This window comes from Nocardiopsis listeri NBRC 13360, assembly GCF_001570765.1.
Lineage (GTDB): Bacteria > Actinomycetota > Actinomycetes > Streptosporangiales > Streptosporangiaceae > Nocardiopsis > Nocardiopsis listeri.
The window spans coordinates 58,854-83,227 of record NZ_BCSH01000029.1 but is presented as its reverse complement, the minus strand read 5'-3'; the positions used below and the strand labels follow the sequence as shown (position 1 = coordinate 83,227).

Genomic DNA, 24,374 nt, shown 5'->3' with positions numbered 1-24,374 from the left:
CCGCCCCGGTCCGGGGCGGCCGCCGTCAACTGTATCGACAGCGCTCGGTTACAGCGCAGCCTGCTTGTACAGTTCGCCGACCTCACGCTGACTGAGCGAGCGCATCGTGCCCAGTTTGAGGTTGTTCAGGTCGATCGGGCCGACCTGGGTGCGGGCCAGGTCCGCGACCGGGTGGCCCACGGCCTCCATGAGACGACGCACGATGTGCTTACGTCCCTCGTGCAGCCGGATCTCCACCATGGCCTGCTGGTCGTCGTTGTCGACCACACGGAAGGAGTGGACCTTCACGGGCCCGTCCTCCAGCTCCACGCCCTTCTCCAGCTCGCGCACCACCCGGTGCGGCACCGGGCCGGTCACCTTGGCCACATAGGTCTTGATGACCTTGTAGCGGGGGTGCGTGAGCCGGTTGGCGAGCTCACCGTCGTTGGTCAGCAGGATCAGACCCTCGGTCTCGGTGTCCAGGCGACCGACGTGGAAGATGCGCTCGGAGGTCTGACCGGCGTAGTCGGCCAGGGTCGGGCGCCCCTGCGGGTCCCACATGGTGCTGACCACGCCGCGGGGCTTGTTCAGCGCGAAGTAGAGCTTGTCCGGAGCGGTGACCACACGCATGCCGTCGACGCGGATCTCGGAGACCTCCGGGTCCACGCGCGCGCCGAACCTGCGGACGATCTCCCCGTCGACGCTGACGCGACCGGCGGCGATCATCTCCTCGCTGGCGCGACGACTGGCGACACCGGCCGCGGCGAGCGCCTTCTGCAGGCGGATGCCACCGGGCACGTCGGTGTAGGCGTCACGGTCGTCGCCGGGATGGTCGTCGTCGCGCGGGTCGTAGTCGGCGCGCAACGCCTTGAGGCGCTCGCGTGCCGCCTTGGACAGCTCGTTCTCGCTCTTGCCACCGGCGACCGGGGCGGGGCCACGGTTGTCGCGGCGCGGACGCTCGTCGCGTCGGTTGTCACGGCCGCCACCGCGTCGGTCGTCCCGGCGGTCGAAGGAACGACCACCACGGTCATCCCGACGGTCGTCGCGACCACGGAACCCACCGCGATCACGGTCACGGTCCTCACGCCGCGGACGGTCATCACGTCCCTGGGGACGACGGTCGTCACGGTCATAACGGCCACCGCCACCACGTCGGTCGTCACGACGCTCGAAGGAACGACCACCACGGTCATCCCGACGATCATCACGTCGGTCGTCGCGACCACGGAACCCACCGCGATCACGGTCACGGTCCTCACGCCGCGGACGGTCATCACGTCCCTGGGGACGACGGTCGTCACGGTCATAACGGCCACCGCCACCACGTCGGTCGTCACGACGCTCGAAGGAACGACCACCACGGTCATCCCGACGATCATCACGGCCACGGGACCCGCCACGGTCACGGTCGTCCCGCTGGAAACGTCCGCCACCCTGGCGGTCGTCCCGACGGTCGTCGCGGCGATCATCCCGTCGGTCATCGCGACCACGGAACCCACCGCGATCACGGTCACGGTCCTCACGCCGCGGACGGTCATCGCGCTCGAAGCGCCCGCCACCACGACGCTCATCACGCCGGTCATCGCGCTGGAAACGTCCGCCACCTCGGCGGTCGTCTTGTCGCTGGGGGCGGTGGCCTCGGCCACCGCGGTCGTCATTGTCGCCGCGCTCACCGCGCGGGGCGTATCCGTCGCGCCGCTCACCGCGGGGACGTTCGTTGTCAGTTCTGCTCACCGGTGTCGTCAAGACCTTCGATGTCGTCGGGGAGGAACGGCGCCAGATCAGCCAGCTCGTCGAGGCCGCGCAGGCCCAACCGTTCCAGGAAATAGGAAGTGGTCCGGTACAGCATCGCACCGGACTCGGGGTCGTGACCGGCCTCTTCGATCAGGCCCCTCAATACGAGGGTACGCATGACTCCGTCACAGTTGACCCCGCGTACCGCGGAAACCCTGCCACGGGAGACCGGTTGGCGGTAGGCGACCACCGCCATCGTCTCGAGCGCGGCCTGGGTCAGCCGCACTTCCTGCCCTTCCCTGAGGAAGTGCTCGACGATGTCGGCGCACTCGGGTCGCGTGTACACACGCCACCCCTCGGCCACCGCCCGTAGGTCGAAACCACGGCCCTGCTCGGTGTATTCCCGGGACAGGTCCTCCAGGGTGCGGGTGACCACGTCGAGGGGGACGTCCAGGGCGCGCGCCAGGTCGAACTCGGACACGGGCTGGTCGATGACCATCAGGACGGCTTCCAGGTCACGGCGCAGCGTGGGCGGCGCCTCCGCACGGTCGGCCGCGTGTTCCATGGTCATGGTCACTCCCCCTCGTCATAGTCGCCGGTCACCTCGACCTCGCCTTCGCCACCGGTCCAGGTGACAAGAAGCCCGCCCAAGGGTTCGGGTTGGTCGAAGCCCACGTTGGAGGCCCGGTACAGCTCCAGCAACGCCAGGAAGCGCGCGACGATCTCGAAGGTACCGGTGCAGGCGACCGTCAGCTCCGCGAACGTGAGTCGTCCGTGCTCGCGCAGTTCCGCGACCATCAACTCGCCTTGTTCCTTGACCGAGGTCTTGGCCTGGTGGATGTGGGTGACAGGGACGCTCGGCGGTTCCTTGGGAGTGAAGACCGACCCGGCCAAGGCGGCGAACTCCTCGGGGCCGAGTTTGAACAGCACGTCCGGGCGCATGCCCGCGAACCGTTCCTCCAACGGCACCGCGCGGGCGTAACGGCGCCCCTGGGAGGCCAGCCGCTCGCGCATGTAGGAGGCGACCTCCTTGTAGGCGCGGTACTGCAGCAGCCGGGCGAACAGCAGGTCTCGGGCCTCCAGCAGCGCCAGGTCGGCCTCGTCCTCCACGTCCCCGCGCGGCAGCAGTCGGGCCGCCTTCAGATCCAGCAGGGTGGCCGCGACCAGCAGGAAGTTGCTGGCCTGGTCCAGGTCCCATTCGTCCCCGTGGGCACGGATGTGCGCGATGAACTCGTCGGTGACCTGGGACAGCGCCACCTCGGTGATGTCGAGCTTGTGTTTGGAGATCAGCCCGAGCAGCAGGTCGAAGGGGCCCTCGAAGTTGTCCAGGTGGACCTGGAAGGTGTTCTCGTCGACCTCGTCGACGTCCTCAGTCACCATGGCGGGTCCACGTCCTTTCGCACATGGAACAAGGGTGGCACCACCCGGGACCCTCCGGTGACGACAACGGGCACGGGTCGACCGCTCCCCCAGCGATCGACCCGTGCCCCTGGTGTCAGTCCTCGCTCAGCCGACGGACCAGCATGCTGCTCGATCCGTGCTCCTCGAAGTCGGCGAGCAGCACCGCCACCGCCTCACGGACGAGGCGGCCGCGGTCGGCCGACAGTCCGTGTTCGGCCCGCAGTGACAGCCTGGTCTGTTCCAGGGCCAGCAGTTCGGCTCCGGAGACGTAGACGGTGATCTTCTCGTCGTGACGCTGGCGACCGCTGGGTTTGGGCGCCCGGCGGACGCTCTTGGAGCCACGCCCGGTCTTCTTGGACCTGCCGGCGTCATCGGAACCGTTGGCCTTGTGGGCGGTCCGCTTCGACGAGCCCTCGGCCGAGTCCTGTCGTGTCTGTTCCGGTACCTGGTGTCGGTGGTCGGTCTCCGGCTCTTCCGGTTCGGGACCGGAGGGGCGGAAGAACAGCTCGTCCGCCCCGGGTAGCGTCACGCGCCGTGACCGCTGAGAGGCCACCTCGCCAGCACCTCCTTGGCCAGAGCCCGGTAGGCGTTGGCCCCGGCCGAGGACGAGTCGAACCTGGTGATGGGTTCACCCGCCACGGTGGCGTCCGGGAAGCGCACGGTGCGGTTGATCACCGTGCCGTAGACCTTGTCGCCGAACCCGTCCACGATCGTGGAGAGCACCTCGCGTGCGTGCAGGGTGCGCGGATCGTACATGGTCCCGAGGAAACCGTCGATGACCAGTTCCTCGTTGAGTCGTTCCTGGACCTTCTGGATGGTGTCCATCAGCAACGCCACACCGCGCAGCGCGAAGAACTCGCACTCCAACGGCACGATGACACCGTCTGCGGCGGTCAGCGCGTTGACGGTGAGCAGGCCCAGCGACGGCTGACAGTCGATCAGGATGACGTCGTAGTCATTGATGACCGGACGCAGCGCGCGCCCCAACATCTGCTCGCGGGCCACCTCGCCGACCAGCTGCACCTCGGCTGCCGAGAGGTCGATGTTGCTCGGAATGAGGTCCAGACCGTCGATGTCCGTCTTGAGCAGGACGTCCTCTACCGACACATCCCGCTGCATGAGCAGGTTGTAGACGGTCAGGTCCAGCTCACGCGGATCCAGGCGGCCCAACCCCACCGACAGGGCGCCCTGCGGGTCGAAGTCGACCAACAGCACCCGCCTGCCGTACTCGGCGATGGCGGCACCGAGGTTGATGGTGGTGGTGGTCTTACCGACCCCACCCTTCTGGTTACACAGTGCTACAATCCTTGCCGGGCCGTGTTCGTCCAACGGCTCTGGCTCTGGATATGTGCGCACCGGTCTCTTGGTGTGCAGATCCGCCCCCGTGTTGCGTGTCGTCCCCCACGGGTTGTTCACCGGATCGGCGAGGTCTCCCCCGCCAACGGGTGCGGTGTTCGCCGCCTCGTCGTACTCCGACCAGTTCACAACCCTTGACCTCCCCTACGGACCGGCCACGGCCCGATGGGACTCTTGACGTCTCCCACGACTGGCCGCCGTCGGAAACTCAATATGTCGACAGCAACGTACCTTCGTGCGGCGACTCTAGAACGGCGACACGGCGCACTTCAACATGATCAGATGAGTATTCGTCGCCGTGCGTACCGAGGGGGTCTGGCCGCACGTATCCTTCCTTCTCATAGGAGAAGGGTACACACCAGACACCCTCCTCCGGCCCCGAACGACAAGCCTTCCGGTCCCACCGGTCAGGACCCCCATCGCCGCCGGCGATCACCTTCGTGCCCTGGGGTGGCTGGTGGCGTACACCTCCCGCAACCGTTCCACGGTCACGAGCGTGTACACCTGGGTGGTGGTGACCGAGCTGTGCCCCAGCAACTCCTGCACCACCCGGATGTCGGCACCCCCGTCGAGCAGGTGCGTGGCGAAGGAATGGCGCAGGGTGTGCGGGGAGATCCCCTCGACCCCGGCCCTCTCGGCCACCGCCGACAACAGCGCCCACCCGCCCTGCCGGGTCAACCGGCCCCCGCGCGCGTTGACGAACAGCGCCGGCCCACCCCGGCCGGAAGCGGCCAGTGTCGGCCGTGCCCTGATCAGGTACCCGTCCAGGGCACGACGGGCGTGCGAGCCGAGCGGCACCAGACGTTCTCGTCCGCCCTTACCTCGGAAACGCACCAGACCGACCTGAGGGCTCTCCCGCACCGCCTCGGTCACGTCGTCCACGTCGAGCCCCACCGCCTCCGAGATCCGCGCGCCGGTGCCGTAGAGCAACTCCAGCAGGGCCCGGTCGCGCAGGGCCAACAGGTCGGCTCGCGCGTCGGAGGCTGGAGCCTCCTCGGGACCGGCCGCGGCCAACAACCGCTCGATCGCGTCCAAGGGGATCGCCTTGGGCAGACGCATGGGCGAGGCGGGCGGCACCACCTCCGCGGCCGGGTCGATGGTCGCCCACCCCTCGCGTACCGCGAACCGATGCAGCCCGCGCACCGCCGCCAACGTGCGACCGGCCGAGGCGGCTCCCAGCGGAGCGTGGTCCTCGTCGCCCTCGCGCAGTGCCGTGAGGAAGGAGCCCACCTGCCCCGTGGTCACCTCGCCCGGCTCCGTCACGCCGAGGGCGTCCAGGTACTCCACGTACCGGCCCAGATCACGCCGGTACGCGGACAGGGTGTTGACGGCCAGAGCCCGCTCGGCGCTCAGATGGTCCAGGAAGGCGGCGCGGGCCCGTCCCAGCGGCCCACGCTCCAGTTCCTCCTCCACGGCTCAGTGGTCGCCGGCCACGGGCAGCGACGCGAACCCGTCGGCCGCCGCGGCGTGCGCCGCCAGGATCCCTATGATCGTCGCGCCGTTGTGCAGCCGGCCGGAGAGCACGGCGCGCATCGCCTCCTCCAACGGCAACCATTCGGCGGCCAGATCGGTCTCCTCGTGTTCGCGCACGAAGTCGATCTCCTCCTCGGGCACCTCGGACAGGTCCCGGGCGAGGAAGAGGTGGATGCGTTCGCTGGAGAACCCGGTGCTGGGGAAGAAGTCCGGCAGCTTGTGCCAGGTGGCGGCGCGCAGCCCCGCCTCCTCCACCAACTCGCGGCGGGCGGTGGCCAACGGGCCCTCCCCCTCCACGTCCAGCACACCGGCGGGCAGCTCCCACAGGGTGTGTCCGACGGCGTGCCGATACTGGCGTTGCAACAGCACCCGACCGCGCTCGTCCAAGGCCAGGATCGCCGCCGCGCCCGGGTGTTCCATGTAGTCACGGGCCGCGACGGTACGTCCCTCGCCGTTGGCGCCGGGCATCTCCACCCAGTCCGTGCGCATCCCGCACTTGGCCCCGCGGAACCGCTCCTCGGAACGTTCCACCGGCCACGACTCGGGGGCGTCCGCGACCCTCGCGTACGCCCCCGTCGTCTCTTCTGCGACCCGGTCGGTCATTCGGCCCCTCTCACTCGGGCCCCGCCGACCGTCGCCTAGGACTCCTTGTACTCCAGCGCGGCGGAGATCAGCCCGCGGAAGAGCGGGTTGGCGTTGGTCGGGCGGGACCGCAGCTCCGGGTGCGCCTGTGTCGCGATGAAGAACGGGTGGACGTCCCGGGGCAGCTCCACGTACTCCACCAGCTTGCCATCAGGGGAGAGTCCGGAGAACACCAGCCCCGCCTCCTCCAGCTTGGCGCGGTAGGCGTTGTTGACCTCGAAACGGTGCCGGTGACGCTCGGAGACCTGCGCCCGACCGTCGTACAGGTCACGGACCAGGGTGCCCTCGCCCAGGTCGGCCGGGTACAGACCCAGCCGCATCGTGCCGCCCATGTCGCGGTCGCCGGCGACCACGTCCTCCTGGTCCGCCATGGTGGCGATGACCGGGTCGACGGCCTTGTCATCGAACTCCAGGCTGTTGGCGCCCTCCAGGCCGAGCACGTTGCGGGCGTACTCGATGACCATGCCCTGCAAACCCAGGCAGATGCCCAGCAGCGGAATCCCGTTCTCACGGGCGTAGCGAATGGCGCCGAGCTTGCCCTCGATGCCACGAACGCCGAACCCGCCAGGGATGAGGATGCCGTCGGCGCCGTCGAGCTCGGCGGCCGCACCCGAGGGGCTGGCGCAGTTGTCGCTGGCGACCCAGCGAAGGTTCACCCGGGTGTCCGTGGCGAAACCACCTGCGCGCAGCGCCTCGCTGACCGACAGATAGGCGTCGGGCAGGTCGATGTACTTGCCGACCATGGCGATGGTGACCTCGTGGTCGGGCTGGTGCACGCGACGCAGCAGCTCGTCCCACTCGGTCCAGTCCACGTCCCGGAAGGGCATGCCCAGGCGGCGGACGACGTAGGCGTCCAGGCCCTCGCGGTGCAGCACCTTGGGAATGTCGTAGATGGAGGGCGCGTCGGGGGTGGAGACCACACCGGCCTCGTCCACGTCGCACATGAGGCTGATCTTGGACTTGAGGCTCTGGGTGATGGGCCGGTCCGAACGGCACACGATGGCGTCGGGCTGGATCCCGATGCTGCGCAGCGCCGCTACCGAGTGCTGGGTCGGCTTGGTCTTCATCTCACCGGCGGGGCCGAGGAACGGGATGAGGGACACGTGCAGGAAGAAACAGTTCTCCCGGCCGATCTCGTGGCGGATCTGGCGGACCGACTCCAGGAAGGGCTGCGACTCGATGTCGCCGACCGTGCCGCCGATCTCGGTGATGACGATGTCGACGTCGGGATGGTCCATCGCGTAGATGCGCGACTTGATCTCATTGGTGATGTGCGGGATGACCTGCACGGTGTCACCGAGGTAGGCGCCTTGCCGCTCCTTGGCGATGACGCTGGAGTAGATCTGGCCGGTGGTGACGTTGGCGGACGCGGACAGCTCCACGTCCAGGAAACGCTCGTAGTGGCCCACGTCCAGGTCGGTCTCGGCACCGTCGTCGGTGACGAAGACCTCGCCGTGCTGGAAGGGGTTCATCGTGCCGGGGTCGACGTTGAGGTAGGGGTCCAGCTTCTGCATGGTGACCCGCAGACCTCGCGACTTCAGGAGTCGGCCCAGACTGGAGGCGGTGAGGCCCTTGCCAAGACTGGAGGCGACGCCGCCAGTAACGAAAAGGTGCTTGGTACTCGCGGCGGATGCCAAAGTGTTGCTCCCGTGGTGTGAGTGGCTACGGCGGGCTCGCAAGAGCCGAGCGACCGTGCGGCGGTCCGGGTCCGAGCGGCGGCCTTGCCGTTTCGGCACGTCGGACTCCACGGGGCACCAGGATAACAGGCCCCCCGTTCGCACACACCGGGCAACCTGTTCCCACCCTCGTTCTGTTCCCCGCCTCCCTCGAACGCCCACGCACGAGGACCGCTACGGCGGCGTTCTCGCGTGTCATCACCGTCGGTGTGGTGGCGAAGGCAACACCGATCAGGCGGGGAAGTTCCCGGCGCGACCCAGATAGGCGGGCGGGGACTTGGCGAGCCGCTCCCCCATCCAGCCGCCCAGGGCCGCGGCCTCCGACGAACTCACACCGGTGCGCAGGCCGCTGCGGTGCAGCAGGTAGAGCAGGTCCTCGGTACCGATGTTTCCGGTGGCGGCGGGGGCGAAGGGACACCCGCCGAACCCGCCGAGGCTGGAGTCCAGTACCCGCACGCCCTCCTCGACGGCGGCCAGCGCGTTGGCGTAGCCGGTGTTACGGGTGTTGTGGAAGTGACAGCGCAGGGTCCGCCCTGGCGCCGCCTGCGCGGTCAACCGCAGAAGTTCGCGGACCTGGGCGGGCACGCCCACACCGATGGTGTCGGCCAGCGCGATCTCCGCCGCGCTCGTCTCGGCGATCCGGCGTACCACCTCGGCTACCCGTTCTGGAGCGACCTCACCGTCGAAGGGACAGCCGAAGGCGGTGGAGACGGTGACGCTCAGCGGTACCCCGGTGCCCTGGAGGGCCTTGTCCATGTCGGCCAAGGCGTGGAGCATCTCCTCGACCGTGCTCCCCTGGTTGCGGACACAGAACCCGTCGGTGGCCGGCACCGCGACGTTGACCTCCGACACCCCTGCGGTCAGGGCCCGGTCCAGACCACGCCGGTTGAGCGCCAGTCCGATGAAGGAGACCCCCGGTTCCCGACGGACCCCGGCCATGACCTCCTCGGCCCCGGCCATCTGCGGTACCCGCTTGGGGTTGACGAAGCTGACTGCCTCGATCCGCCGCACCCCGGCGGCGACCGCCCGGTCGATCAGTTCGATCCGGTCCTCGACCGACAACACGGTGGACTCGTTCTGCAGGCCGTCACGCGGTCCCACCTCGACGATCTCCACGTGCTCGCCGCCCTCGGGTCCGCGGTCGTTCGTGGTCATCAGGTCCACCTCTCACGCTCCGTCGCGTCTTGCGCCCCAGACTAGGGGAGGGCGAGGGTGACCCCCGTCACCGGGGGTCGGGGCGTGGCCCTGCCCTCTGGTCAGCGCAGGGCGAGCGCGGGGCGGACCTCCCACGTGGTCCACACCGGCCGGTAGCCCATGCGATGCCAAAAGGGCCCCGACAGTGGGTTCATCGCGGCGTAGTTGAGCACCGACACACCCACCCCGTGGCTGTCCAGGGCCTGGTGGGCCTGGCTGACCAGGGCGGTGCCGATCCCGTGGCCACGCTCGGCGGCGGTCACCACCCCATAGCCGATGTGGGCGATCGGGCGGGCCCGCACCAGGGACTTGGCCCATCGGGAGCGTTCGGGCGGCGATACCCACAACAGACCCACGGCACGGCCACGGCGTTCGGCCAACCAGATCCACGAACGGGATCGGTTCAGCGCCCGGGCGGCCACCTTGCGGGTCTGCTCGGCGGTGTCGGGCTGCAGGAAGACCCCGCCGAAGTTCTGTTCGTAGCGGTGTTCCTCCATCAGCAGGCCGACCACCTGGGTCAGGTCGCTGATGTCGGCGAGCCGGATGGCCACGTCGCGTGGAGGCAGCGACGGCGGCACCCCGCGTCGTCGTTGGCGCGCCGCGAGCACGGTGTAGGGCTGCAGACCGTGGCGTTGCAGCGGGATGATCCCGCTGACGTCACGGGCCGGCCAGCTGACCAGGGCCGCCGACTCCGAACCGGTGCCGGATGGCAGGTCCTCCAGCTGGTCGCGCCAGCTGGTGAGCAGTGAGTCCAGGGCGCGGGCCGGTTCGGGGCCACCCACGATGGGGGTGAGCCAGTGCTGATCGGGCACGCCCCAGATCCGGCCGACCTCGCCGGGCTGGTACCAGGTGTAGTGCATGCTGCCCGCGGCGACGGGGATACCGTCCTCGTCACTGACGGTCAGGAGCGGATAGGAATCGGGGGCGAACCCCACGGGTTCGGGTAGCAGGGGGTCGGCCTCCGCCCAGCGTTGGGCGGCCGAACGCACCAACGGGTCGAGTCCGACGTCGCCCCCGGGCGACTCATCATGTCGCACCCGTGCGACATAACCGCTCATCCACCCCTCCCATAGCGGGTTCTTCCCAAGTGAACACCCTCGGTTCTGGCGCGGACCGAGCCGCGGTCGCCCTCACACCACGACGCGGACATAACGGTGTCTGAGGGACCAGAACGACCGTACCGCCTCATCGCGGTACCGGCACACGGAATCGGTGAATCGGGCGGTGGTCCGGCATCATCTCCCGTACCGCGCGGAAGGACGGGCTCTACGGTAACGGATCGCGGATCACTCTCGGGTGGCGGGTCGGTGTATCGATAGACACGAAGTCGCCCGCCTCACGGGCGCTCCCACCGAAGGTCAGTCCTCTTTGTCGCCCGCCGCGCTGACGGTGGTGTTGCGTCCTTGGTTGATCACCTCGGGCTCACCTTCGGCGAAGGTGATCTCGTTGTCCACACCCACCAGGACGATCTTCTCGGCGCTGCCGACCTCGACCACCGAGCCCCGGCCGGTCGCGCGCACCACCCCGCAATCGCCGGAGAGGACGACGGTGGCGCGGTCGGCGGAGACCACGACCTCCCGTTCCTCGCAGTCCTCGCGCACGTCGGCCCCGTCGTCGACCACGAGGATCACCTCGTCGTCGATGACGTTGCCCTCGGGCTCGCTCGTGGTCTGCCGCCCCTGACCGGCCTCGGGTGAGGGGGCGCTCTCCTCGGGGGCCGCCCGGCCCACGTCGCACCCGGCCAGCAAGGGGCCGAGCAGGGCCACGCCCCCGATACCTTTGAGCACCCGACCGAGCATGGAACTCCCCCACCAGAAAACGGCAATCACGACATACCCCTTGGGCAAAACCCAAGACTATGTCACGCGAAGGTAACTATGCGACCTAAGCGTTCTGCGATCGTTTCTGATTCGATACACACCGATCGGGATCATCGGGGCGCCCGACATCGTCACTTCACCCCGGCGGCGTCCATGCCACGAAGCTCACGCTTCAACTCACCGATCTCGTCGCGCAACCTCGCCGCCAACTCGAAGTGAAGGTCCGTGGCGGCCTGATGCATCTGCTCACCGAGCTGCTCGATGAGACCGGCCAGCTCGGACCGCGGCATGTTCGCCACATCCGCCTTCTCGCCCAACGCCGGTACCGGGGCCTTCACGGACTTGCCGCCCTGCCGGTAGCCGGTCGCCATGAGCTCCTCGGTGTCCACGTCCTCGCGGTTGAGGGTGTCCAGGATGTCGGCGATCTGCTTGCGCAACGGGGTCGGGTCGATGCCGTGTTCGGCGTTGTAGGCCAGCTGCTTGTCCCGACGCCGGTTGGTCTCCTCGATGGCGGCACGCATGGAGTCGGTCACGTGGTCGGCGTACATGTGCACCTGACCGGCCACGTTACGGGCCGCACGACCGATGGTCTGGATCAGCGAGGTCTCCGAACGCAGGAAACCCTCCTTGTCCGCGTCCAGGATCGCCACCAGCGACACCTCGGGCAGGTCCAGGCCCTCACGCAGCAGGTTGATGCCGACCAGCACGTCGAACTCGCCCACGCGCAGCTCGCGGAGCAACTCCACGCGCCGCAGTGTGTCCACCTCGCTGTGCAGGTACCGGACCCGGATCCCCAGCTCCGCGAAGTAGTCGGTGAGGTCCTCGGCCATCTTCTTGGTCAGCGTGGTCACCAGCACCCGCTCGGAGCGCTCGGCCCGCTCCCGGATCTCGTGCACCAGGTCGTCGATCTGACCCTCGGTCTCCTTGACCAACACCTCGGGGTCCACCAGACCGGTCGGGCGGATCACCTGCTCGACCACTTCGCCGGCACCCTGGCGGAGCTCGTACTTGCCCGGCGTCGCCGACAGGTACACCGACTGGTCGATCCGCTCGGTGAACTCCTCCCACTTCAACGGCCGGTTGTCCATCGCCGAGGGCAACCGGAACCCGTGGTCCACCAGGGTGCGCTTGCGCGCCGCGTCGCCCTCGTACATCGCGCCGATCTGCGGAACCGTCACGTGCGACTCGTCCAGGACCAGCAGGAAGTCCTCGGGGAAGTAGTCCAGCAACGTGTTGGGCGCGCTGCCCGGCGCACGGTCGTCGAAGTGCCGCGAGTAGTTCTCGATCCCCGAGCAGCTGCCCAGCTGGCGCATCATCTCCAGGTCGTGAGTGGTGCGCATGCGCAGCCGCTGCGCCTCCAGCAGCTTGCCCTGCCCCTCCAGCTCGGTGAGCCGTTCCCCCAGCTCCGTCTCGATCGAGGCGATGGCGCGCTCGGTGCGCTCCTCACCGGCCACGTAGTGCGAGGCGGGGAAGATGAACATCTCCTCGCTCTCCCCCAACACCTCACCGGTGAGCGGATGCAGCGTCATCAACCGTTCGACCTCGTCACCGAACATCTCGATGCGGATCGCCAGCTCCTCGTAGACCGGGATGATCTCGATGGTGTCCCCGCGCACCCGGAACGTGCCACGGGTGAAGGCGGTGTCGTTGCGCGAGTACTGCATCTCCACCAACCGACGCAACAGATCGTCCCGGTCGACCTCCATGCCGACCGCCAACTGCGCCATCCGGTCCACGTACTCCTGTGGCGTGCCCAGACCGTAGATGCACGACACCGACGCCACCACGATGGTGTCGCGCCGGGTGAGCAGCGAGTTGGTCGCCGAGTGCCGCAAACGCTCCACCTCGTCGTTGATCGAGGAGTCCTTCTCGATGAAGGTGTCGCTCTGGGGGACGTAGGCCTCGGGTTGGTAGTAGTCGTAGTACGAGACGAAGTACTCGATCGCGTTGCCCGGCATCATCTGCCGCAACTCGTTGGCGAACTGCGCGGCCAGGGTCTTGTTCGGCTGCATCACCAGCGTGGGCCGCTGCAACCGCTCCACCGTCCACGCCACCGTGGCCGTCTTACCGGTACCGGTCGCGCCCAACAGCACCGTGTGCTCGCGCCCGTCCCGCACCCGTTCGCTGATCTCCTCGATCGCGCGCGGCTGGTCTCCCGCGGGGGTCATCTCCGAGACGACCTCGAACGGCGCCTCACTGCGTTTGATGTCGCTGACCGGTCTCACTAGCCCTCAAATCTCCCGTCGAACCGCGTCCCCTCATACCAACGCTACAGACCGCCTCTGACATCCCGCCTCGCAAAAGCGGGGAAGGCCCCCTCGCCGAGCCTCTTTCGGACGTGTTCGCCGTCTTCTTCCACTCCCGGCCCCCGGTCGGGCCGCCGACCACGCCGACCCGGCCCTCACCTCCGGCCAGGACCCCACCCCCGCCGAGGAACTCGACTCCAGACTGTTGAGCGTGCGCGCCACCCTCGGCGTGCGAGAGGACCTGGTCCGCGAGGCCGTGGGGGCCGGCACCTCACTCTCCGACGCCCTGTGCCAGGAGGCTCCCGACCCCCGACCCGCCCTCCGCACGGGCCCATCACCGACCGTGAGTAGGCTGTCGTCCGCTCACACACCGGAAGAGGCCCCCTTGTACGACCAGGACATCAGCGCCGCCACGGACCTGCCGCCGTTCGAGACCCTGTGGGCGCACGCCGCCCTGGACGCCGCGCTCATGCACGGAAACGGGGACGATGACCCCTTCTCCCCGCACCGGGCGGACGAGGGACAGATCCGCTACGACGATTCCGGCGGCAACGACTGGTGGCTCCTGCGACTGGAGGGGGGCCGTGGCGTGCTCATCGGCCAGGACCACGAGTCCGACACCGTCTACCTGGACGAGGAGGGCGGCGACCTGTTCCGAGACGGCCCCGACTGGCTTCCTTGGGAACTGCTGCTCGACCACGAGCGGGACAACAACGTCGGATTCCTGTACTGGTGGGACGGGCAGGCCTGGGACCGCACCCCCTACCCGGACCACATCGGTCGGGACGGCGTGCACCTGAACCTCGGCGGCGTCCTCAGCGAGGAGGGCCTGCTCGAACGACTCACCGACAACACGGACCTGGGTGAGGAGAACACCGCGGAACTCACCGGTCTGCTACCGAGGTTGGTCCGCGCGGCTCTCACCCGAGAGCTGACCGAATCGGCGCTGGCCCAGGCCCTACCCCTCCTGCACCAGAGCACCGATCCCACGGCCGCGATCGGCCAGGCCGACGCACTGGGGCTGACACCGAACGGCGGCGCCACGGTGCTTCCCGCCGGGCACCACGGTCCCGTACGACGTGACATGATCGTCTGCTGTTCCCGGACGTTCGGTCTGTACTACGCGGACGCCATGCGTCGCACCGAGGAGATCCCCGGTCGTCCGACACCCGAGGACGGCCCCGAACTGCTCCGTCTGGTCGAGTGGGCACGCCACCGCATGGGTCCCGGCGGGCGCCTGACTCTGACCCACAACGCGATCGAGGCGCATTGGCGGGCACGACCACGCGAGTGGAAGGGGCCCGAGGAGATGTTGCTCTGGCGATCCCTCTTCGAGGCCGAGGACCACCCCGAACACGGTGGTTGGCTCTACGCCCGGTTGGAAGTCACCCGAGAGGGACACACGCTGCGGCGCGCCTACGACCACTGGCCGACCTGGTGGAACGACCACGCCGCACACCCCGGGGAGGACGGCATGATCTCCTATGGGTTCGTGTCCGGTCTGGGCGAACGCGACCGGTATTGGCGGCCCGAATGGTCGACCGGCGGGCACAGACCACCCTCGTCGCTCCCGGCCCCACAGGGCTGGGACCGACCCGGCGGCACCGAACCGAGTTTTCCGTGGGCCCCCATCGCTCCGGACGAACGTGACGCCCTACTCGACGATCTACGCGAGATCCTGGTCGAGGAGGTCACCGGTGAGTGGACCGCGCTGAGCCTGGACGTGGACGCCCTGGTCGATCACCTGGGCGTCGTGTGCCGTGTCCGGCGACCGGACTCGACCCGGGGGGAACGCTTCCCGAGCCCACCCGCTCTGAGCCGCCCCTTGAGACGGCTGCGCGAGGGCATGTACGAGCGCGGCGTGGGCACCTGGTTCCGCGCCTCCTTCAGCGTGGACACCGAGGGCGTCCGAGAGGAGGGCTACGACCATACGAACGAACCCGACTTCGGCCGCCGGATCACCGAACTCGACCATCAGCTGGACTTCCGCTACTTCCCGCGTCAGGCCGAACACATCCCGGAGTGGCTGCGTCGCAAGATCGCTCCCCCGGCGAAGGCGGAGGAGGGCGTGGGCCTCTAGTCCGCGCGGTCCAAGAGCTCGCGCCATAGCTGAGCAACGCGTTCGGCCAGGTCCTCACGGGTCCCGGAGTTGTCCACCACGAAGTCGGCGGCGGCCAGCCGCGTCTGACGATCGGCCTGGGCGTCGATACGGGCCCGTACCTGTTCACGCGGCATGGCGCGGTCGCGGGAGACGCGTTCCACCCGTACCTCGTCGGGGGTGTCGACCACGACCACCACGTCGTAGAGGGACTCCAGACCGTTCTCCACCAGCAACGGGACGTCGTAGACCACGACCTTGGCGCCGGATTCCAACGCCTCCTCCATCAGCCGGCCGCTACGCTCGCCCACCTTGGGGTGGACGATGGCGTTGAGCCGAGCCAGCCGGGTCTGGTCGGCGAACACCAGTTCGCCCAACCTGGTCCGGTCCAGCCGCCCCTGCGGGGTGAGTACCCCTTCCCCGAACTCGGCGACGACCTCGGCCAGGCCGGGGGTCCCCGGCTCCACCACCTCGCGGGCGATGGCGTCGGCGTCGATGACCACCGCCCCGTAGGAGGCCAACGCGGCCGAGACCGCGCTCTTGCCCGAACCGATCCCGCCGGTGAGTCCCACTTTCAGCATGCGCCAAACCCTAGAGGTCGGAGTGCGCGATCGTCACACCGACCCCGCCGTCACCCGCCCCAGTTCCTTGCGCATGTGCACCATCACCAGGTGGTCGGCGACGCGCTCCCGGTGTGTCTCGGCGTAGCCCAGCCGACGGTAGAGGCGCTGTTCGGTGGTGTTCTGCGCCCCCGAGAACAGGGTCAACGCCGCAAGCTCGGGGCGACGGTGCCGCAGGTCCTCCTCCAGCCGCTCCATCAACGCCCGGGCGATCCCGCGCCCGCGCACGTCGGGGGCCACGACCAGGCGACCCACCACCCCGGTGGTGTCGGTGGTCGCCGCGCGCACCGCGCCCACCAGCCGATGACCCGTCACCGCCTTGAGCACCAGCGCGTCACCCGAGGCCAACAGTCCCTCGATCCGGGACAGGCCCTCGGTGAGCGGCAGGATGAACGGGTCCCCGTAGGTCTGCGCCTCATCGACGTAGGCGGCGCGTTGGAGGGTGAACAGCTCCCCCGCGTCCGCCACGGTAGCCGGGTGGATCTCGAACACGTCGCCTCCTGGTGCGCTTCCCTTCGCGGGTTTCACCCTAGAGCCTGACACACGGCGAGGGGCCGCCCCCACCGAAGTGGGAACGGCCCCTCAAGCGACCAGAGGCTTAAGCCTCGCCGCCCGCGAGCTTCTCGCGCAGAGCGGCCAGGGCCTCGTCGGAGGCCAGGGCGCCACTGCCGGAGTCGGAGGTGCCGGTGGAACCGGTGCTCTGGGCACCGCCGCCGGTGTACTCCTCCTCTTCCTCCGGAGCAGGAGCGTTGGCGGCGTCGGCCTCGGCCGCGCGCGCCTCCTCGACCTGCTTGCGGTGAGCCTCGAAGCGAGCCTGCGCCTCGGCGTAGCTGCGCTCCCACTCGTCCCGCTGAGCCTCGAAGCCCTCGAGCCACTCGCCGGACTCGGGGTCGAAGCCCTCGGGGTACTTGTAGTTGCCCTGCTCGTCGTAGTCCGCGGCCATGCCGTACAGGGTGGGGTCGAAGTCCACCTGGTCGGGCGAGACGGCCTCGTTGGCCTGCTTCAGCGAGAGGCTGATGCGACGACGCTCGAGGTCGATGTCGATGATCTTCACGAAGATCTCGGTGCCGACCTGGACGACCTGCTCGGGCACCTCGACGTGGCGCTCGGCCAGCTCGGAGATGTGGACCAGGCCCTCGATGCCCTCTTCGACGCGCACGAACGCACCGAACGGAACCAGCTTGGTGACCTTGCCGGGAACGACCTGACCGATCTGGTGGGTCCGGGCGAACTGCTGCCACGGGTCTTCCTGGGTCGCCTTGAGCGACAGGGAGACGCGCTCGCGCTCCATGTCCACGTCGAGAACCTCGACGGTGACCTCCTGGCCGACCTCGACGACCTCGCTCGGGTGGTCGATGTGCTTCCAGGACAGCTCCGAGACGTGCACCAGACCGTCGACGCCACCCAGGTCCACGAAGGCACCGAAGTTGACGATCGAGGAGACGACGCCCTTGCGGATCTGCCCCTTCTGGAGGGTGTTGAGGAACGTCTGGCGAACCTCGGACTGGGTCTGCTCGAGCCAGGCACGGCGGGACAGGACCACATTGTTGCGGTTCTTGTCCAGCTCGATGATCTTGGCCTCGAGCTCGCGGCCCACGTAGGGCTGGAGGTCGCGAACGCGGCGCATCTCGACCAGGGAGGCCGGCAGGAAGCCACGGAGGCCGATGTCGAGGATGAGACCACCCTTGACGACCTCGATGACGGTACCGGTGACGACGCCGTCCTCTTCCTTGATCTTCTCGATCGTGCCCCAGGCCCGCTCGTACTGAGCGCGCTTCTTGGACAGGATCAGACGGCCTTCCTTGTCCTCCTTCTGGAGAACGAGGGCTTCGACCTGGTCGCCGACGGCAACCACTTCACCGGGGTCGACGTCGTGCTTGATCGACAATTCCCGAGAGGGGATGACACCCTCGGTCTTGTAGCCGATGTCGAGCAAGACCTCGTCTCGATCGACCTTCACGATGGTGCCCTCGACAATGTCACCGTCGTTGAAGTACTTGATGGTCTCGTCGATCGCCGCGAGGAAGGCTTCCTCGGACCCGATGTCGTTGACCGCTACCTGGGGTGTCGAGGTGGCCTCGGTGCTGCTCGTCATTTGTGGGTGGACTCCGGATACGGACAGGTTCAGGAAATGGGCACGCCGCGGGCTCGGGCTGTTCGATCCGTCGTCCAGATGTGAGGAGCAGGGCCACATGTACGGAACGAGCCGTCCGTGACCGCCGACTACCTGAGTCCAGAGTGGTGACCGATGCGGTGCAACCCTTCGCCCCCTACGGGGACGACAGACGGCACGCACGAAACCCACAACGCTCTGGCCAGAATATGAGACAAGGGCGTCCTGGTCAATCGGAACCCAGGACCGCCAACCCGACGAAGGGCATATTGGCCGCAACTTACCCGAGCGGCACGGTCAAGATCAACTGGACGACGTCGCATGTCCGACGGTGCTTACCCACCCGTAACCTCATGGCCTTCCCACGGGGCCGAACCGTCCCCCGAAGGAGCCGAACATCACTCCATCGAAGGCCGCGAACGTGCCCGTTTGACCTCGCTCCGGCGCCGTTTGGCGTCCAACCGACGCCGCTTGGCGTTCTTGGAGGGCTTGCGTTCGCGCCGTTCCGGCGGCGGGGGCTCGATCGCCTCCGCCAGGACCGCCGCCAGCTTCTCCCGGGCCTCCAGCCGGTTGCGCACCTGCGACCGGTGGCTCTGCGCCGACACCGTCAGCACACCTTCCACCAGACGCCCCCGCAGACGTTCCAACGCACGGGTCCGGCGGGTCTCCCCCAGCGCCCGACAGGACGCCACGTCCAGCGACAACGACACCCGGGTGTCGGAGGTGTTGACGTGCTGCCCTCCCGGCCCCGAGGACCGAGAGAACCGCCACGTCAAAGCGTCCGCGGGAACGGTCACGGGCCCCACGGCCAGACCCTTCGTGGTCTCGTCCTGCCCCGCCACCGTTCCCACCCTCTCCATCCATCACCGTCTAGTGCGCGGCGTCGTGCCAGTTCTGCCCGCTGCCGACCGAAACGCCCAGCGGAACACGCAGATCATAGGCCGAGCCCATCTCGTGCGTCACGAGGTTTTCCACCGCCTCGCGCTCGCCCGGGGCGATCTCCACCACGAGTTCGTCGTGCACCTGCAGCAGGACACGGGAGTCGTGTCCACCCTCGGTGAGCGCCGCGTCCACCCGCAACATCGCGACCTTGATGATGTCGGCCGCCGAACCCTGGATCGGCGCGTTCAACGCCATCCGCTCGGCCATCTCCCGACGCTGCCGGTTGTCGCTGGTCAGATCCGGCAGGTACCGGCGTCGACCCAGGATCGTCTCGGTGTAGCCGACCTTGCGGGCCTGCTCCACCACCTCGTTCAGGTAGTCGCGCACCCCGCCGAAGCTGGCGAAGTAGTCCTCCATCAGCCGCTTGGCCTCATCAGGAGCGATTCCCAACTGCTGCGACAGCCCATAGGCGCTCAACCCGTAGGCCAACCCGTAGCTCATCGCCTTGATCTTGGAACGCGCCTCACCGTCGACCTCTTCCACCGCGACGTCGAACACCCGCGCCGCCATCTGCGCGTGGAAGTCGTAACCACTGTTGAACGCGTCGATCAGTGCCTGCTCGCCGGACAGGTGCGCCATGATCCGCAGCTCGATCTGGCTGTAGTCGGCGGTCAGGAGCTCGTCGTAGCCCGCACCGACCACGAACGCCCGCCGGATCCGCCGGCCCACGTCCGTGCGCACCGGGATGTTCTGCAGGTTGGGTTCGGTGGAGCTGAGCCGCCCGGTCGCCGCCACCATCTGGTTGAACGTGGTGTGGATGCGGTCGTCGTCGGCGACGGTCTTGATCAGACCCTCGACCGTGGTGCGCAGCTTGGTCTGGTCCCGGTGGTGCAACAGCACCCCCGGCAGCTCGTTGACGGTCTGCCCCGCCAGCCACGCCAGCGCGTCGGCGTCGGTGGTGTACCCGGTCTTGATCTTCTTCGTCTTCGGCAGCTCCAGGTCCTCGAACAGCACCTGCTGCAACTGCTTGGGGGAACCCAGGTTGAACTCACGGCCCACGAGCTCGTGGGCTCGCTCCACCGCGGCGCGTCCCGCCGAGGCGAACTCTCCCTGCAACTCCTCCAGATAGGGGCGGTCCGCGGCGATCCCGGCCCGCTCCATCCGTGCCAACACGTCCACCAGCGGCAGCTCCACCTCGCGCAGCAGGTGCGCCCCACCACGCTTGCCCAGCTCCGCGGCGAGCACGACCGCCAGGTCCCGGGTGGCCGCGGCACGCACCGACAGCACACGGCCGCGCCCGCCCCCGTCGCCCTCCGAACCCAGGTCCAGGGCCAACTGGTCGCCGTCGGTGTCCTCCTCCAGCTCCCGACCCAGGTACTTGCGGGTCAGGTCTGCCAGATCGAACCGGCGCTGCCCGGGCTGGGCCAGGTAGGCGGCCAGAGCGGTGTCGCTCACCACGCCGCCCAGGGACCACCCGTGCGCGCCCAGGGCCAGCAGGGCGCCCTTGCACTCGTGCACCACCTTGGGACGATCCGCGTCGGAGAGGAAGGCCGCGAGCGCCTCCGTGTCGGCGACGTCCAACAAGGTGGGGTCCAGGTACAGGGAGGCGCCGCCGGCGACGGTCACCGCCAGCGCGTCCACCCGACCGGTCCCCCGGCCCCAGGTACCTTCCAGGGCCAGTCCGGCCGGAGCCTCGGTGGTCACACCGTCCACGGAGGCGTGCTCGGTGAGCCAGGCCGCCACGTCGCCGGTGTCGGCGACGGTCACGTCCACCTCGAAACCCTCACCGGAGCCGTCGCCGCCCTCGCCCGGCTCCGCGGCGCGCACCACCGCGTACAGGCGCTCACGCAGGTTGGAGGCGAACTCCAGGTTGTCGAAGAGCGCGTCCACTCCGGCCCGATCCGTCTCACCCAAACCGAGCGCGCTCACCTCGGCGTCGAGCGGCACGTCGGTTACCAGCTTGTTGAGACGCTGGTTGCGCAGCACGTCGGCCAGGTGGTCGCGGAAGTTCTGCCCGGCCTTGCCGGTGACCTCGTCGGCGCGCTCCACCAGGGCCTCCAGGGACCCGAACCTGGCGATCCACTTCGCGGCGGTCTTGGGCCCCACCCCGGGCACACCGGGTAGGTTGTCGGCCTTCTCCCCCACCAAAGCGGCCAGGTCCCGGTAGCGCTCGGGCGAGACCCCGTACTTGTCCTCCACCGCCGCCGGATTCATCCGCCGCAGGTCCGACAGGCTCTTGCCCGGGTACAGCACCGTGCAGTTCTCGGTGACCAGCTGGAAGGCGTCCCGGTCACCGGAGGCGATCAGCACCTCCATGCCCGCCTCGCCGCCCTGGTGGGCGAGCGTGGCGATCACGTCGTCGGCCTCGAATCCGGGCGCGGACAGGTTGGTCACGCCGATCAAGCGCATCAGGTCCTGCGTCAACGGCACCTGGGACGGGAACTCCGGCGGGGTCTCCGAACGACCGCCCTTGTAACCGTCGTACTCCTCGTCCCGGAACGTGGGGCCCGACAGGTCCCACGCCACCGCCACATGCGTGGGCTCCTCATCACGCAACAACTTCACCAACATGGAGGCGAACCCGTACACGGCGTTGGTCGACTGCCCGGTACTGGTACCGAAGTTCTCCACCGGCAACGCGAAGAACGCGCGAAAGGCCATCGAGTGGCCGTCCAGAAGGAGCAGTCGGGGGCGCCCGCCATCGGCCGGGGCTGTCTGTTCGGGGGTCTCTCGCTTGGTCACCACAAGGGGAATCTTAGGATGCGCTGGGGACACTCCGTGGCCATCACCACGGGAACAGCGGATCGGAAGGCACCACCATGAGCACGCAGGCCCGGGAACTCAAGGAAATGCTGGACTCCGGAACACTCACCGGCGGCCTGGGCGACACCATGGGCATCGAGGTCACCGAGGCCTCACCCGAACGCGTCGTGGGTCGCATGCCCGTCGAGGGCAACCGACAACCCTTCGGGCTGCTGCACGGCGGAGCCTCCTGCGTTCTGGCCGAATCCCTCGGCTCCATCGGCTCCACCATCCACGCGCACCGGTTCGGGCGCATCGCCGTGGGCATCGAGATCAACGCGACCCACCACCGCTCCGCCACCGAGGGCCACGTCACCGGTGTCGCCACCCCCGTCCACCTGGGGCGCACCCTCACCACCTGGGACATCACCATCACCGACGACGCCGGCCGGAAGGTGTGCACCTCCCGTCTGACCTGCATGCTCCGTGAGGCACCCCAGAACTGACCGCGGCGGGACCCGAACGACAAGCCCACCTTCACGGGCGAACACAGGATCACTACACGGGCCGTCCGTCACACGTCGACGGTCGGCCCGTGTGGTGCCCCACCACCATGACAGATTGCGTCCGGCCGGTCCTTATCGGTCACGTTCGTCCAAGAACCAGGCCCAATGGCCCCCACCTTGACCACAGGTTCATAACGGCATGAAAGCGAGTCGGACGCAACCTCCCCCTCCCGCTTCACGGAACGGAACTTCCATGATTAAGCTCCACTAACGCTCCTGATTAAGCCATGCCACACATCACGGACTTCAGGACGCATCTGCATCATCGGCACGGCTGCGCCACGCAGTACGTGCACCGCCGGTTGAACGGAGTGACCACGATCATGGCAAGCAAGAAGGTCCTAGGACTCACTGCCGCGACCGCGGCCCTAGTGCTGGGGCTGACCGCGTGTGGCAACGGTGACGACGGCGGGAACGGCGGAGATTCCGCGGGCGAGGAATTCACCTACGGCATCGTCTACCCCCAGACCGGTGCCCTCGCCTTCCTCGGCCCGCCGCAGATCACCGCGGCCCAGTACGCGGTCTCCGAGATCAACGCCGCCGGCGGCATCCTCGGCACCGAGGTCCCCGAGATCGTCGAAGGTGACGAGGCCGCCGACGGCGCCCAGGCCAACGAGGCCGCCAACAGCCTCGTCAACAGCGACGTCAACGCCGTCATCGGCGCCGCCGCCTCCGGGATGACCCAGGCGATCTACGACACCGTCACCGGCGCCGAGATCGTCCAGTGCTCGGGCTCCAACACCGCGCCCGACCTCAGCGACATCGACGACGGCGGCTACTTCTTCCGCACCGCCCCCAGCGACCTGATGTCCGGCCCCGTCATGGCCCGCCAGATCGTCGCCAACAACCAGACCAGCGTCGCCATCGTCGCCCGCGCCGACGACTACGGCAACGGCTACCTCGAGGCCGTCCAGAACGAACTCGAGGCCCTCGGCGCGGAGGTCGCGCTCACCGAGACCTACGACCCCGACGCCACCAACTTCGACAGCGTCGTCAACGCCGTCGACAACGAGGACCCCGACGCCGTCGCCCTCATCTCCTTCGAAGAGGGCGCCCAGGTCATCGCCGAACTCCTCGAAAGCGGCGTCGAAGGCGACCAGCTCTACATCACCGACGGCCTCAACAGCCCCGAGCTGGGCACCACCGTCAACGAGGACGACCCGTCCATCGTCGACGGCATCACCGGCATCGCCCCCGGAGCCGACAACCCCGAGTTCAACGACGGGATCCGCGAGTTCGACACGGACCTGGACGTGTTCCAGTTCGCCCCGCAGGTCTTCGACTGCGTCACCGCCATCGCCCTGGCCGCCGAATCCGCCGGTTCCGTCGACCCGAGCGTCTACGTCGAACACCTGCCCGAGATCAGCCGCCCCGAAGGCACCGAATGCAACTCCTTCGAGGAATGCCGCGACCTGCTCAACGAGGACGAGGACATCGACTACCAGGGCACCAGCGGAAACATCGACTTCGATGACAACGGCGACCCCACCTCCGCCACCTTCGAGGTCTTCGGCTTCGACGGTGACACCCACGAGGTCCGTGGCTACGAGGAATACTCCGCCGACGAGTAGACCCCACACCGGACGCCACGTCCCGAAGTAGCGGACTCACCGACACACGCAACACCGCGCCGGGGGTGCGGGGCCCGCGCCCCGCACCCCCGGCGGCCTTTCCCCCGACCGGCACGGCCGCCACCCGCGCGCCGTGCCTCGTCATATCCGTACGGAGTGACCGCGTACACGGCACGGACCGAGTACGAGACGCCCACCACGACCGACCCCACGCACGCCGGGCCCGACCACCACGCACACGAACTCCGGGCCCACACCCAC

General features: G+C 68.4%; 20 protein-coding genes. 3 read left to right on the top strand and 17 right to left on the bottom strand.

What is annotated here, in order from left to right; all coding sequences use genetic code 11:
- Positions 1-48: 48 nt before the first annotated feature.
- The 12 genes from NLI01S_RS25180 to uvrB all read right to left on the bottom strand — a co-directional run bounded on the left by NLI01S_RS25180 (position 49) and on the right by uvrB (position 13,500).
- Positions 49-1,713 carry a pseudouridine synthase gene (locus NLI01S_RS25180; RefSeq protein WP_084392469.1) on the bottom strand — a complete coding sequence of 555 codons (1,665 nt, stop codon included), beginning with the start codon at positions 1,711-1,713 and terminating at the stop codon, positions 49-51.
- A complete protein-coding gene (scpB, locus tag NLI01S_RS10555) occupies positions 1,700-2,284 on the bottom strand; it encodes an SMC-Scp complex subunit ScpB (RefSeq protein WP_067603068.1) in 585 nt (194 codons plus the stop codon). The genes NLI01S_RS25180 and scpB overlap by 14 nt, the downstream gene beginning before the upstream one ends.
- 2 nt (positions 2,285-2,286) lie before the next feature.
- Entirely contained in the window at positions 2,287-3,093 is an 807-nt protein-coding gene (locus tag NLI01S_RS10550) for a segregation and condensation protein A (protein ID WP_067603065.1), read from the bottom strand.
- Between the two features lie 115 nt (positions 3,094-3,208).
- The gene (locus NLI01S_RS10545) at positions 3,209-3,643 is read right to left on the bottom strand and encodes a hypothetical protein (protein WP_067603112.1); all 435 of its coding nucleotides are present in this window, start codon (positions 3,641-3,643) and stop codon (positions 3,209-3,211) included.
- On the bottom strand, positions 3,640-4,599 hold the full coding sequence (locus NLI01S_RS10540) for a ParA family protein (RefSeq protein ID WP_067603062.1): 960 nt from the start codon (positions 4,597-4,599) through the stop codon (positions 3,640-3,642). Before NLI01S_RS10540 ends, NLI01S_RS10545 begins: the two co-directional genes overlap by 4 nt.
- Positions 4,600-4,902: 303 nt before the next feature.
- A complete protein-coding gene (locus NLI01S_RS10535; protein WP_067603059.1) occupies positions 4,903-5,883 on the bottom strand; it encodes a site-specific tyrosine recombinase XerD in 981 nt (326 codons plus the stop codon).
- A gap of 3 nt (positions 5,884-5,886) precedes the next feature.
- Positions 5,887-6,546 carry an NUDIX domain-containing protein gene (locus NLI01S_RS10530; RefSeq protein WP_067603056.1) on the bottom strand — a complete coding sequence of 220 codons (660 nt, stop codon included), beginning with the start codon at positions 6,544-6,546 and terminating at the stop codon, positions 5,887-5,889.
- A gap of 35 nt (positions 6,547-6,581) precedes the next feature.
- A complete protein-coding gene (locus tag NLI01S_RS10525) occupies positions 6,582-8,222 on the bottom strand; it encodes a CTP synthase (protein ID WP_084392468.1) in 1,641 nt (546 codons plus the stop codon).
- Between the two features lie 270 nt (positions 8,223-8,492).
- A complete protein-coding gene (locus NLI01S_RS10520) occupies positions 8,493-9,416 on the bottom strand; it encodes a hydroxymethylglutaryl-CoA lyase (RefSeq protein WP_067603109.1) in 924 nt (307 codons plus the stop codon).
- A gap of 101 nt (positions 9,417-9,517) precedes the next feature.
- Entirely contained in the window at positions 9,518-10,513 is a 996-nt protein-coding gene (locus tag NLI01S_RS10515) for a GNAT family N-acetyltransferase (RefSeq protein ID WP_067603049.1), read from the bottom strand.
- Positions 10,514-10,813: 300 nt separating this feature from the next.
- Positions 10,814-11,254, bottom strand: a complete 441-nt coding sequence (locus NLI01S_RS10510; protein WP_067603045.1) for a DUF3060 domain-containing protein — start codon at positions 11,252-11,254, stop codon at positions 10,814-10,816.
- Between the two features lie 152 nt (positions 11,255-11,406).
- The gene (uvrB, locus tag NLI01S_RS10505; protein ID WP_067603041.1) at positions 11,407-13,500 is read right to left on the bottom strand and encodes an excinuclease ABC subunit UvrB; all 2,094 of its coding nucleotides are present in this window, start codon (positions 13,498-13,500) and stop codon (positions 11,407-11,409) included.
- A 232-nt stretch (positions 13,501-13,732) separates the two neighbouring features.
- Here uvrB and NLI01S_RS10500 point away from each other — a divergent pair, with 232 nt between their 5' ends.
- Positions 13,733-15,601: a hypothetical protein gene (locus tag NLI01S_RS10500; RefSeq protein WP_067603036.1), complete on the top strand. Its 1,869-nt coding sequence runs from the start codon at positions 13,733-13,735 to the stop codon at positions 15,599-15,601.
- On the opposite strand, the gene coaE is transcribed toward NLI01S_RS10500, so the two are convergent.
- From coaE to polA, 5 genes are all read right to left on the bottom strand, one after another.
- Positions 15,598-16,200: a dephospho-CoA kinase gene (gene coaE / locus NLI01S_RS10495; RefSeq protein WP_067603033.1), complete on the bottom strand. Its 603-nt coding sequence runs from the start codon at positions 16,198-16,200 to the stop codon at positions 15,598-15,600. The genes NLI01S_RS10500 and coaE overlap by 4 nt on opposite strands.
- A 33-nt stretch (positions 16,201-16,233) precedes the next feature.
- Positions 16,234-16,731, bottom strand: a complete 498-nt coding sequence (locus NLI01S_RS10490) for a GNAT family N-acetyltransferase (protein ID WP_067603030.1) — start codon at positions 16,729-16,731, stop codon at positions 16,234-16,236.
- Positions 16,732-16,837: 106 nt separating this feature from the next.
- Entirely contained in the window at positions 16,838-18,334 is a 1,497-nt protein-coding gene (rpsA, locus tag NLI01S_RS10485) for a 30S ribosomal protein S1 (protein ID WP_067603027.1), read from the bottom strand.
- Between the two features lie 416 nt (positions 18,335-18,750).
- On the bottom strand, positions 18,751-19,212 hold the full coding sequence (arfB, locus tag NLI01S_RS10480) for an alternative ribosome rescue aminoacyl-tRNA hydrolase ArfB (protein ID WP_223809190.1): 462 nt from the start codon (positions 19,210-19,212) through the stop codon (positions 18,751-18,753).
- A gap of 10 nt (positions 19,213-19,222) precedes the next feature.
- Positions 19,223-21,979 carry a DNA polymerase I gene (gene polA, locus NLI01S_RS10475; protein WP_067603022.1) on the bottom strand — a complete coding sequence of 919 codons (2,757 nt, stop codon included), beginning with the start codon at positions 21,977-21,979 and terminating at the stop codon, positions 19,223-19,225.
- A 74-nt stretch (positions 21,980-22,053) separates the two neighbouring features.
- Between polA and NLI01S_RS10470 the strand changes: the two genes are divergently transcribed.
- Together NLI01S_RS10470 and NLI01S_RS10465 are read left to right on the top strand one after the other, a co-directional pair.
- The gene (locus tag NLI01S_RS10470; protein WP_067603019.1) at positions 22,054-22,482 is read left to right on the top strand and encodes a PaaI family thioesterase; all 429 of its coding nucleotides are present in this window, start codon (positions 22,054-22,056) and stop codon (positions 22,480-22,482) included.
- 383 nt (positions 22,483-22,865) lie between these two features.
- The gene (locus NLI01S_RS10465; protein ID WP_067603106.1) at positions 22,866-24,113 is read left to right on the top strand and encodes an ABC transporter substrate-binding protein; all 1,248 of its coding nucleotides are present in this window, start codon (positions 22,866-22,868) and stop codon (positions 24,111-24,113) included.
- Positions 24,114-24,374: the final 261 nt, after the last annotated feature.